At 33.2% G+C, this 12,812-nt stretch carries 6 protein-coding genes; 3 read left to right on the top strand and 3 right to left on the bottom strand.

Annotated features, from left to right (window positions below; genetic code table 11):
• Nucleotides 1-151 precede the first annotated feature (151 nt).
• Complete coding sequence (tyrS, locus tag OLM45_RS01585) at nucleotides 152-1,447, top strand: tyrosine--tRNA ligase (protein WP_264511406.1); 1,296 nt, start codon at nucleotides 152-154, stop codon at nucleotides 1,445-1,447.
• A gap of 148 nt (nucleotides 1,448-1,595) precedes the next feature.
• Here tyrS and OLM45_RS01580 read toward each other — a convergent pair whose 3' ends face one another.
• Genes OLM45_RS01580 through OLM45_RS01570 form a run of 3 tightly spaced genes read right to left on the bottom strand, consistent with a single transcriptional unit; the run spans nucleotide 1,596 to nucleotide 5,512 of the window.
• Complete coding sequence (locus tag OLM45_RS01580; RefSeq protein WP_264511405.1) at nucleotides 1,596-2,864, bottom strand: nucleotide sugar dehydrogenase; 1,269 nt, start codon at nucleotides 2,862-2,864, stop codon at nucleotides 1,596-1,598.
• Nucleotides 2,861-4,153 (bottom strand): glycosyltransferase family 4 protein, encoded by a 1,293-nt coding sequence (locus tag OLM45_RS01575; RefSeq protein ID WP_264511403.1) that lies wholly within the window; start codon nucleotides 4,151-4,153, stop codon nucleotides 2,861-2,863. Before OLM45_RS01575 ends, OLM45_RS01580 begins: the two co-directional genes overlap by 4 nt.
• A gap of 9 nt (nucleotides 4,154-4,162) precedes the next feature.
• A complete protein-coding gene (locus tag OLM45_RS01570) occupies nucleotides 4,163-5,512 on the bottom strand; it encodes an OmpA family protein (protein ID WP_264511401.1) in 1,350 nt (449 codons plus the stop codon).
• Between the two features lie 252 nt (nucleotides 5,513-5,764).
• On the opposite strand from OLM45_RS01570, the gene OLM45_RS01565 reads away from it, so the two are divergent.
• Together OLM45_RS01565 and OLM45_RS01560 are read left to right on the top strand one after the other, a co-directional pair.
• Complete coding sequence (locus OLM45_RS01565) at nucleotides 5,765-8,665, top strand: TonB-dependent receptor (protein WP_264511400.1); 2,901 nt, start codon at nucleotides 5,765-5,767, stop codon at nucleotides 8,663-8,665.
• A 167-nt stretch (nucleotides 8,666-8,832) separates the two neighbouring features.
• Nucleotides 8,833-12,729: a T9SS type A sorting domain-containing protein gene (locus OLM45_RS01560; RefSeq protein WP_264511398.1), complete on the top strand. Its 3,897-nt coding sequence runs from the start codon at nucleotides 8,833-8,835 to the stop codon at nucleotides 12,727-12,729.
• The last annotated feature ends 83 nt before the right edge of the window (nucleotides 12,730-12,812 follow it).

The following is a 12,812-nucleotide window of genomic DNA, read 5'->3' as shown; positions in this document are numbered from 1 at the left end:
GCCCTGATCGAAGTGGAAATCCTGTTGGCGGGAGGTTCGGTTTTCCGACCGCCAACCGATTGCTACGAAGAGCAGGAAGTGACTTGATGAAACGCTAAAGCTGCTGCTCCAAATCAATAAATCGTGTATCTTTGCGCAAAATTTTTATCCGATGAATAATATTGTTGAAGAATTACAATGGCGTGGTTTAGTGCATGACATGATGCCGGGAACGGAAGAGCAACTTTTAAAAGAGGCCACCTCGGTTTATATTGGATTTGACCCGACGAGTGATTCCTTACATATCGGGAGTTTGGTGCCCATTATCTTGTTGGTACATTTGAAAAATTTCGGTCACCGTCCCATCGCTTTAGTGGGTGGTGCTACAGGAATGATTGGTGATCCTTCGGGAAAATCGGACGAACGCAATCTTTTGGACGAAGCAAGTTTGCAGAAAAATGTAGAAGGAATAAAAGGTGTTTTGTCGCGATTTTTGGATTTTAATGCGGAAGGACCTACAGCTCCGGTTTTGGTGAACAACTATGACTGGATGAAAGAATTCTCGTTTATCGCTTTTGCGCGTGATGTGGGGAAACGCATTACGGTAAATTATATGATGGCTAAGGATTCTGTAAAAAAGCGCTTAACAGGTGAAGCGGGTTCCGGAATGAGTTTTACCGAGTTCACTTACCAATTGATTCAGGGTTACGATTTTTATCATTTGCACAAACACTACAATTGTTTGTTACAAATGGGAGGATCTGATCAATGGGGGAATATTACGACAGGTACCGAGTTGGTGCGTCGAATGAATGACGAACATGCCAAAGCTTATGCAATGACGTGTCCGTTAATTACAAAAGCGGACGGATCCAAATTTGGTAAAAGTGAAGGTGGAAATGTATGGTTGACCGCCGATAAAACATCGGTGTATAAATTTTACCAATTTTGGTTGAATACGACGGATGTTGATGCAGAAAAATACATTAAGATTTTCACCTTTTTAGATAAAAATACAGTTGCTGGATTAATTGAAGAACATCAGCAAGCTCCCCATTTACGGGTGTTACAAAAACGTTTAGCCGAAGAAGTGACGGTATTTGTGCATGGGCGTGAAGAATTTGATAAAGCGGTATTTGCCTCAGCAGCATTTTTTAGTCCGACCATGGATGAGTTGAAGCAATTGGATACGCAGACCTTTTTAGAGGTTTTTGAAGGCGTTCCTGTTGCTGAATTAGCGGCTTCCGAATTGGAAAATGGTTTGGATATGGTAGGTGCTTTGGCTGCCAAAACGGGTTTTTTGAGTTCGAACAGCGAAGCCATGCGTGAATTGAAGCAAAATGCAATCTCCTTGAATAAAGTAAAGGTAACTTCAGCGTATAAAATTACGTCCAGTGATTTGATACATGGTAAATATTTGTTGCTTCAAAAAGGGAAGAAAAATTACTATTTGATTGTAGTAAATTAAAAAAAAAGAGGGTCCGATAAGGGCCCTTTTTTTTCAATATAGTGTTTTTTTAAAATTTTAACATTGATGCCTTTTTCATGCATTATCCATGCTTTTGACTAGCTTTTTATTATGAGTGTCAAAACTTTATTAAAGAGATTAAATTATGCTATAATTTCTTGTCTACTTCACAGGTTAAAAAACCTTTAATGTCATATATGATTGATTTTTTCTTTAAGTATTGAGTGGGGTTGAAATTTTTAAATTCTTGGTGCTTTACTGCCAAAACAGCAGCATGATATTTTTGAGTTAAAGGGAGTTGGTTCAACAAACTGATTCCATATTCGTGTTTTACTTCATCACGATCTGCAATGGGGTCGTAGATGTCAACTTTGAATCCAAAATTAACCAAAGCATGATATAAGTCGACTACTTTTGTGTTTCTTATATCTTTGCAATCTTCTTTAAAGGTTATACCGAGTAGTAGTAATTTAGAGTTTTTTATTTTTATTTTTTTCTCAAGGGAAATTTTTACGATTTCGAATGCTATAAAATTACTCATGCTATCATTCATTCTTCTTCCTGCAAGAATGATTTCAGGATGATAGCCCAATTCTTGAGCTTTATTTGCTAAATAATAAGGGTCAACACCGATACAATGACCTCCAACTAAACCAGGTCTAAAATTAATAAAGTTCCATTTTGTAGCAGCAGCATCTAACACTTCATTAGTGTCAATATTCATTAAGTTGAAAATTTTGGAGAGTTCATTTACAAAAGCAATATTTATGTCTCTTTGTGCATTTTCAATGACTTTTGCGGCTTCTGCAATTTTTATACTACTTACTGGAAAAGTCCCTGCTTTGATTACTGATTTGTATAATTGGTCAACTTTTTCTGCAATTGTAGGATTTGACCCTGAGGTAATTTTAATGATGGTTTCAACCGAATGTATTTTATCACCGGGGTTAATTCTCTCTGGAGAGTAACCTGCAAAAAAATCAACATTATATTTTAATTTACTGTATTTTTCAATTACCGGAATACAAATTTCTTCTGTAGCACCAGGATAAACCGTTGATTCAAAAATTACTATTGAGTTTTTAGTAATTACTTTTCCAACAGTTTCACTAGCCTTGATTAAAGGAGTGAAATCCGGATTATTAAATTTATCTGTTGGGGTAGGGACAGTAACTATGTAGAAATCAGCATCTTTTATTAAATCGATTGAATTGGTAAATTTTATGGAATTGTCAGATAGACCGTACTGTAATTCTTGTAATGTTTTACTTTCTATTTCATTGGTATTGTCATTACAATTTTCTAATTCTTGAATTCTTTTTTTATTGATATCGAAGCCAATAACAGAATATTTTTTTGCAAACAAGACACTTAATGGTAAGCCAACATAACCAAGACCAATTACTACAATTTTCATTTTTTTAATTGGGATATACTAAGATTTTTATATTCATTGATGATAATTTCCCATAAGTTTTTTTGGTCATATTTTTCAGCAATGACTTTTCTAGAGTTATTTTTTAAATGATAATAAAGCAAATGGTTACTGCTTATCCATAACATTGCTTTCAATAAAGATTTATCACATTTTGGAGGTACTAGTAGCCCGTTTACATGAGATGTTATAATTTCATTACAACCATTAATATCAGAGGCAATAATAGGTAATTTCATTGCACCTGCTTCCATAATAACATTAGGAAAACCTTCTCTATAACTTGGAAAAATAAAAACGTCTGAAAGTTTATAAAACATTCTAACGTCAGATTGATAGCCTGTAGTTATAATATTATTATTGGATTGGATAATTTTTAATGTAGAAGCATGTAACGGATTTAAATCTTGTTCATAAGGTCCAACTAATACAAGTTTAAATTGATTATCTGAATTATCAATTTTTGAAAAGGCTTTCACTAATTCATTGATACCTTTATCGCCAACCAATCTACCAACAAAGAGAAAAACAAAATCATTATCGTGAATATTAAATTCTCTTCGATATTCTGATTTGGTTTTTAATGTGTCATGGTTAGGGTCAAATTGTTTTAAATCTATACCATTTGTACTGCCATTACCCAACACGTTAATTTTAAAAGAAAACGGGAAAAGGGTTTTGATTAGTTTTAAGATATTAAATGAATTGGCATATACATTGGTTGCACAAGAATAAGTGATTGTTTCACAAAGGATTAGCAATTTCTTTTTTAAGCCTTTTGTTTCAACTAGAGGGAGTCCACTTATAGTATGCATTCGAATTGGTACTCCACTGAGTTTAGCTGCAATCATGCCAACAAGCCCAGCTTTTGGCGTGTGAGTATGGACTATTTCGGGTCGTATTTCTTTAAAATATTTGTACATTTTAAAAATAGAGATGATGTCCTTAAAAGGTGTTATCTTTCTTGACATTTCAATATTTTTAACTTTAATTTTTTCTTTTTCACCAATCTTTTTAAGGTATTCTTCATCTGAAGATACCGCAATTACTTCAAAGTGATTGTTTACAAAGTTTAATTGGCCATTTAGCAATTTGTCGAGAGATAGCGGTACTGTTGTAACGCGAACAATTCGAATTTTATGTTCCGTTTCAGGGGTATTTGTTTTGGATACTTCAGTATTCGCAATAGTTTTAGTAACAGTTAATATATTTTCTTGATTTGAAATATATTCAAGACTATTTTTTTCGGCTATTTTAACAGAAGCATTCATACAAACAAATTAATTTATTTTAAATATTACTCTCCTTACCAGTTTTCTTGCTTCAATTGCATTGATATCAACAGTATCATCCATACCTCCTGAAATTGCCTTTAATCTATTGGTTTCAATCCCAGATTTCACGAGTATATTCTTCACATTTGTAGCTCTAGCCAAGGCTAATTTTTTATTGTATTCAAGATCCCCTTTAGCATCTGCATAACCAATAATTGTGAGGTTTGAAGAAGGATTTTGTTTTAAGAAATTTAGAATAAAATAAATACCATCATAAGAGATAGAATTTGGAGTCGCACTATCAATATCAAATAATATTGAAACATATCCTTCTTCGATAGAGCGTCTGAAAAAGTCTGCAGATTCTTTGTCTTTGGATAAGTTTGTGGATTCTAGAGAACCATATTTTTTCTCTAAATAACGTTCCAGTTCATCAGGTACACCATTTTTATTGATATCAACCATAACACCTCTTGAATCTACTGCAACACCAGCAACCGAATTATTTTCACTGTCCAAATAGTCGGCTACTCCATCTTTATCAGTGTCATTCATTTTTATTTCGATGTCCTCAATTCTCTTTTCAAGATTTTTGTTTTTGTTTTCTAGATCAACAATTTCTTTGTTTTCCGATTTCCATTTTAATTGTTTTCCAAATGAATAGGAAAATCCTAGAGAAGCGTTGAGCATGTGGCCGTATAGGTTGTTATTGGGATTGGAATACGTTCCATCCCAGGTATAGTGCTGTCTAAAGTTGTGAATTGTTGAAAGATCTAAGTGAACAAATCCCTGTTTAGTAATACGATACATGGGTGTTAATCCTAAAATCACACCCCCATTTAGTTCTCTTCTTCCAGCTACAGGATTGTTTTCTGAAGTGATTTTCTGAAGTGTTGAAAGTACAATTCCCGAGTGTAATAAAATTTTAAATCGGGAATCCTCAGAATTAAATTTTAAATAACTATTTAAGTTTAAAACAGTTTCTAGGCTCAATCTAAATTGTGCAGTTTCAAAAGACTTACTTTTATTTTCTTTTTCTCGAAATCGATCAAAGGCAAGAGTACTTTTAAATCCAATTGAATTTGAATACGTGTAGTGAACTCCCAATGTGTAGGAATTAATGTCTATGTTTCCAAATTTCTTATTGTTATTAGTAGAAAAAAAACTTTCGGAAAAAGGAACAATCCCTTTACTTTCTCCAATGGACATTTCAAATCTCCATCGATAATTATTTAAATTGGAAATCGTAGAATCTTTTATTTTTTTGGTTTCAACTTCACCAGTTTGTTCACTATTTTGACCAAAAGTACTATTTAAAGAAAGTAAAATTATGACTAAATTAAGTTTTGATTTCATTGCATATTTAGATAATTGTTGAGCAAATATAATGTTAAAATATATCCAATTTTGACTGTGCGAATTACATAATATTATTGAAACATTTACATAACATATTGTCCTAAAAAAATGAAATAATTTCAAAAAATAACAATGTAAAAACCACATAATCAGAACTATAGAATATGAATTGATTTTTTAAAAATGTTAATTTTAAGTTAACTTATATTGGTACTTATTGTATTTATTTTGGAGTTTCAAATTTTAACTATGAAAACAACAATACTATTATTTTTTACCTTTTTAAGTAGTTTAACATTTGCTCAAAATGGATCAGTACGAGGGACTGTTGTTGATGCCAAGAATGGGACTACATTAATAGGAGTTAACATTGTAATAAAAAGTGTCAAGAAAAGTACAATTACTGATGGTGATGGTAAATTTGTGATCAGTGGTTTGCCAATTGGAGTCTATGAAATTGATTTTTCATTTATTGGCTATAATTCAAAAACAGTAAGTGAAGTTATTATTGTAGCTAATGAATTTATCGAACTTAACGTTACATTAGAGGAACAAAAAAATACACTTGATGAGGTGGTCATTACAAAAACTAGAGCAAAAGCGGAGTCTATTAAATCGTTATTGACACAACAAAAGAACAATGCAAGTGTTTCAGACGGAATTTCAGCAGAATCCATTAAGAAAACCCCTGATAGAACTACCTCTGATGTATTGAAAAGAATTAGTGGTGCAAGTATTCAAGATAATAAATTTGTAGTCATTAGAGGATTAAATGATCGCTATAATGTTGCCTTTTTAAATGGGGCTCCTTTACCAAGTTCTGAATCCGATAGAAAAGCTTTTTCATTTGATATATTCCCTTCCAATCTTTTAGATAATTTAATAATCACAAAATCAGCAACTCCAGACTTGCCAGCTGATTTTGCTGGGGGTGTTGTTCAGATCAACACAAAGTCAGTTCCCGATAAAAATTTTCAAACGTTTTCATTTGGATCGGGCTACAATACCATTACCACATTTAAAGAACAACGAACATACGAAGGAAGTTCTACTGATTGGATCGGTTATGATAATGGTACGCGTGCCATACCCAGTACACTTCCATCTACAGCCATATTCAATACCTTATCTTATCAAGATAAAGCACAGTTGGCGAAAACATTTGAATACGATTGGAGAATTAACAGTCAAAAATTTGCTCCTAATTATAGTTTTCAGTACAGTATTGGTAGAAGCATTAAATTCAATGAAAAAACCTTGGGTTTAATTTTTTCCATTTCGAATACAAAATCCAATACTTTCGCAAATGTAAAACGTTTTGATTATGATAATCCAGATCCAAATTCTTCGTTATTAATTTCAAAATTTTCTGACAATAATTACACAGAGCAGGTAATGACAGCTGGGTTAGCCAATTTGTCGTTTAAATTTAATGATAATCATATACTTTCATTTAAAAACATTTATAGTATAAATTCAACTGATTTAGTTGTAGAACGAACAGGGCAAAGAGATATCAATGATACGCGAGTTTTGCAAGCTGATGTTAGATGGTTTACGAGCAATAAAATCTATTCCGGACAATTAACAGGAGAACATTCTTTTAATAATAAAAAACAAAAATTAACCTGGAATGCATTTTACAGTAACATTAATAGAAGTATTCCAAATTTGAGAAGAAATATTTATTCTATAACTGACCCAAATAGTACAGATCCCAATTTAAATACACCAAGGGCTGAAATAGCTTACAATAATGGAGGTCCAGATTATGGTGGGGGTATGTTTTTTTCTGAAAACAAAGAAGATATTAAAGGAGGTAAAATTGATTTAATCAATAAGTTCAACTTAGGTAAAGAAGTTATCAATGAATTTAAAGTAGGTGGATTAATTCAAAAAAGAGATCGTGATTTTTATGCTCGTCAATTACAATATAATGCATTAAATCTGGGGGGTAACTTTGATACTAACCTTTTAACATTACCTAATGATCAAATTTTTAATTTGGCTAACATGGGGGTGCTTTCACCAGGAGTAAATGGGTTTACCATTGCAGATTTTACCAAATTTACAGATTCCTACACCGCGGGTTCAGATTTAATTGCAGGATATGCAATGTTGGATAATCGTTATAAATTTTTACGCTTGGTTTGGGGGGTTCGTTATGAAGAGTATACCCAAAGAATTAACTCACGTTTAACGGAGAATGATTATCTAGCACTTGAAGATAAAATAGATAATTTACTGCCTTCTGCTAACTTAATTATTTCATTAAATTCAAAACAAAATTTACGATTCAGTTACTCTAAAACCCTGAATAGACCCGAGTTTAGAGAATTAGCACCCTTTGGTTTTTATGATTTTACAAATCAATTTTTCACACAAGGTAACCCACTTTTAAAAACAGGTGAAATTAAAAATTTTGATGTGCGTTATGAAATTTATCCCGGGAAAAATCAAATATTTTCAGTTTCATATTTCAGAAAAAAATTCAAAAACCCTATTGAAATTCAACAGCAAGTGAATAATAAAACCATTACTTATGTCAATGCAAATGCAGCAGTAAATAGTGGTGTTGAAATCGAATTTCGAACGCTATTAAGTAGTATACTGAATTTTCCAAGCTTGAAATTCTTAGAGGATATGACTTTATTTTCTAACATAGCAATTATTCAATCTGAAGTAGATATTTCCAATTTAAATTCGGCTAATATTAACACTAAAAGACCCTTACAAGGGCAATCTCCTTACGTTGTCAATGCAGGATTGCAATATTTAAACAATGATAATGGATGGTCTATCTCGGCAAATTTAAACCGAACAGGTAATCGAATTGCCTTTACTGAAAGTGAAGTGAAACCCGCCATCTGGGAAAAAGGAAGAACATTTATTGATTTACAGATTTCAAAGACTTTCAATAAAAAAATGGAGGTTAAATTAAATGTTCAAAATTTACTTGCTCAAGATTTAATATTTTATCAGAATAATTATAAAAATTCTGTTCGCTATGGAACCCTTGAAACTTTAGCAAATCAAGTTTTTACAGGAGATTATCATAACCAAGATGGTTACAATTCTATAGAAGATGATGTGATTTGGAGGACTCGATTTGGACAAAGTATTTCTTTAACTTTTACCTATAATTTTTAAATATTTTTTATTCCCACTATATGAAGACGCCTCTTAAAAGGCGTCTTTTTTTAACATTAAATTTAACATTCATTAACTAAATAGTGACAAAATGGTAATCCTCACTTTTAATTAGTTAAACCCTTAAAAATTAGATTTGTATACAAATTAAACCTAAAATTTTAATTATGAGAAAAAATTATTTTTTGCCATTTCTTTTACTGTTAGTTAGTATGTTGAATGCGCAAATCGAGCAAACCTCGTATAGAGGTGCTTTTGCACCGGCACCAACGCCGATGTGGACGGATTCTTGGACAAATTATGATCCAAAAAATGAAATTTATCCTGACGGTACTGTTGTTAATATCACCACTGATATTACAACAAATACCACTTGGACAACAGGTAAAACGTATTATCTATCAGGATTAATCTACGTTAGAAATAATGCAACGTTAACCATTCAACCTGGAGTTGTAGTGAAAGGAAATTACACCAATTCTGGAACTGCATTAATTGTAACGAAAGGTTCAAAATTAAATGCAATTGGAACAGCTTCTCAACCTATTGTATTTACTTCTGCAAAAACTGTTGCTGAGGGAAGACAGCCAGGTGATTGGGGAGGAATTGTATTGTTAGGTAAAGCAGGATTCAACATCAATAATGGTGTGAATAACATTGAAGGGATTACTGCATCAGTTAATACTGAATATGGTGGTGGTGCTGCACCTGATGATAACGATAACTCTGGAACATTAAAATATGTTCGTATTGAGTTTGGTGGATATGTATTTTCACCAAATAATGAGATTAATGGTTTGACAATGGGTGCTGTTGGTAAAGGAACTACGATTGACTATGTTCAAGTTTCTTATGCTAATGATGACGCTTTTGAATGGTTTGGTGGTTCTGTGAACTGTAAACACTTAGTAGCTTACAGAAATTTAGACGATGATTTTGATACAGATAACGGTTATAAAGGATTAGTACAGTATGTATTAGGTATTAAAGATCCATCTATTGCTGATAATCCATCGGTATCAACTTCTGAAGGTTTTGAATCTGATAATAATGCAGCAGGTACTACTGTAGTATCGCCAAATGATAATACTTCTGCAATTTTTACAAATGTAACTTTAATTGGTCCGGCTTTTAGAGCAACATTATCTCCATCAACTACAGTTGCAACAGGTCACGAACGTCCATTACGTTTAAGAAGAGCAACACAGTTGAAAGTGTACAATTCCATTTTTATGGATTTTAAAAATAATTTTGTGTTCATAGACGGGTCAGCAGCTGTAGCTAACGCCAATGGAGGAACTTTGAAATTTAAAAATAACATTATTGCTGGAACACCTAATGCATCATTTACTGGAGGTGTTAACCCAACATCTTTAAATTCATGGTTTACTTCAAATGGAAATTCATTTTTATCTTCTAGTACAGGTTTATTAGCAACACCTTACGGTTCAACAAATACTTATTTAGGTTTGGATTATCGTCCAACAGGAGTTGCTGCTTCAGGAGCTGATTTCGCAGACAGTTCAATTGCTCCTTATGTAGTTATTGTAACAGGATCTACACCTCAAGTTACCAATGTAACGTATTGTAAAGGTACAGTTGCTTCTCCTCTTACAGCTACTCTAACTACAACTGGTGTTTCTTTAAAATGGTATACTTTAGCTACAGGAGGAACAGCTGCAACAACTGCACCAACACCTACAACAACTGTTGTTGGAGTAAAAACATATTATGTGTCACAAGTTGATACAAATGGCGTTGAAAGTGCTCGTGTTCCGTTAACTGTAACAATTTTAGCACTTCCAACAGAAGTCTTGAGTGCAATCACTGGTGTTGGTCCTGCTGGATCAACTTCTGCCACTGCAGTTGGACCTTATGTTGCAACAACAGCACAATTTACGTATTCAATTTCAACATTTGTGGATACTTCATTAAGTTATTTATGGACTGTTCCAAATGGAGTGAATATTGTTTCTGGTCAAGGTACAAATTCAATTGTAGTAAATTATTTGAATGTTCCTCCAGGAGCAGGTAATGTTGGTTCTATTCAAGTTCAAGCTGTAAATGCGAACGGATGTAAAACATTAGCGAAGTCATTGTTAATTACTAAAGCATTACCTGCTGCTCCAACAGTAATTAATTTCTATGATAGAGCAAGTGCAACTCCAACAACAGCCCTGACTTCTTATGCTAAATACATGGGTTCTACTACACCAATTACTATTTTGGTAAGTACTGTACCGGCTGCTACTGGTTATGAATGGGAATTACCTTCAGGTGTTCAATTATCTTTACCATCTAATACTCCTGCACCTGTTGTTACTACTGTAACTTACACTGCAGAGCCATTCTACAGTCCAGCTTCAACGCCAACAACAGTTGGAACTAAATATTGGGTAGTTACTTTTAACAAATATACCGTTGATGTTAATGGAGAATCTACAGATATCGTTGTTTCAACATGTCAACAAAGAATTGTTGGTTCGGGAGCTTATGGGGCTACAACTTCACAAAATTATCCGCGTTACGGAACTAAGATTGTGTCGAACAAACCATCAATTTTAGTGAATTTTTCAGGAGTAAATAATTCAGCTACAACTGCATTATATTTTGGTGTGAAATCTGTAAATGGTGTAGGTACATCTGTTACAACGAATGCTACAAATGCTGATGTAGTTGCTGGAAATATCATCCCTGGTCTTTATTATACTTCATACAATGAAGTTTTTACACCAGTAACACCGCCTAGCACAAATGCAACTTCTGTATTTTCTGTGGCTAGTACTACAGTGGTAAAAAATTCTAAATTGAAAAAATTAGTTGCTGCAATTCCAGCTGCACCAACAACAGTTAAGTTATTCAATGATGCAATCAGTTCTACTACAGCGGTAACAATTGTAAGTAAATATATTGGAACTACAACTCCATTACGTTTATTAGCTGCTGTATCTCCAACTGCTTCTTCCTATTCTTGGGAATTACCTTCAGGTGTAAATCAAGTAAGTGGTGGTAACACGAATGAAATCGTTGTAAATTTCGCAGGCGTTGCTCCAGGTACAACTGTACTTTATTTGGGTGTAAAAGCGGTTAACGGTATTGGGTCATCCATTACAAATAATGCAGCATTAACTCCTGCAACTACATCAACTGCTAAGTTGTTAAAAGTTACTGCTACTGTACCAGCAGCTGTATCAATTGTTTCCGGTCAAATTACAGGTATTTGTGGTGATTCTACATACACTTATACAATAACGGCTTCTCCATTGGCAAATAGTTATGTAATTACTGGGCCTGTAGGATCAATCGTTACATCAGCTAGTAATCCATCTAATGGGTCATCATCATTATCAACAAGTGATTTGACATTCTCTGTAACAATGCCTGCTAATTTTGCAACAATCACACCGAAAACAATTGTTATTTCTGCTGTGAATGGTGTTGGTGCTAGTTTAACAAATAAAACATTGACGTTATCAACTGCTTTATCTCCAATTGGAGTAGCTACTGGAGGTACTACATTTACTCGTTGTGCCACACAAACTTTCTCTGTTCCAGAAGTTCCTGGAGCTGTTTCATACACATGGTTACCAGCAGCTGGAGCTACAATTGTATCAGGTCAAGGTACAAATACAGTAGTAGTTGATTTTTCTGCTGTACCAACTACAGCTACATCAAACTTGTTAAAAGTTACTGCAACAAATGGTTGTGGTGTGTCAAGTGCTGCTAAATCTATTTCTTTAACAAGCGTTTCTTGTGCTCGTGAATCTCAAATTGTAGAAGAGAATCCTGTTAATGAAGTGTCAATTGTACGTTCAGAAGTTTATCCTAACCCAACTTATGGAGCAATCTCAATTACAGTAGAAAATGAATTAAAAGGTTCTGTTGAAGTTGCTATTTTCTCAATGGATGGTTATTTGGTAAATGAGCCAAAAACAATTCAGTTAGAAGAAGGTGTAAATACAATTCAAGAAGATTTAAGTCGCTTAGAAAAAGGTATTTATATTGTAAAATTAATTTCTTCTTCAAATAAAGAAGTTGTTGTTAAAAAAGTAATTAAACAATAATAAAGTTTAGTTCTAATTTATAAAGCCGCCCAAAAGGCGGCTTTTTTCTTTAAATCATCCTTAGCACTATAATTTTGGTTATT

The sequence above is a fragment of the Flavobacterium sp. N1719 genome, from assembly GCF_025947045.1.
Taxonomy (GTDB): Bacteria; Bacteroidota; Bacteroidia; order Flavobacteriales; family Flavobacteriaceae; genus Flavobacterium; species Flavobacterium stagni.
Note: the sequence above shows the minus strand (reverse complement) of the source record. Positions and strands in the feature narration are given on the sequence as shown.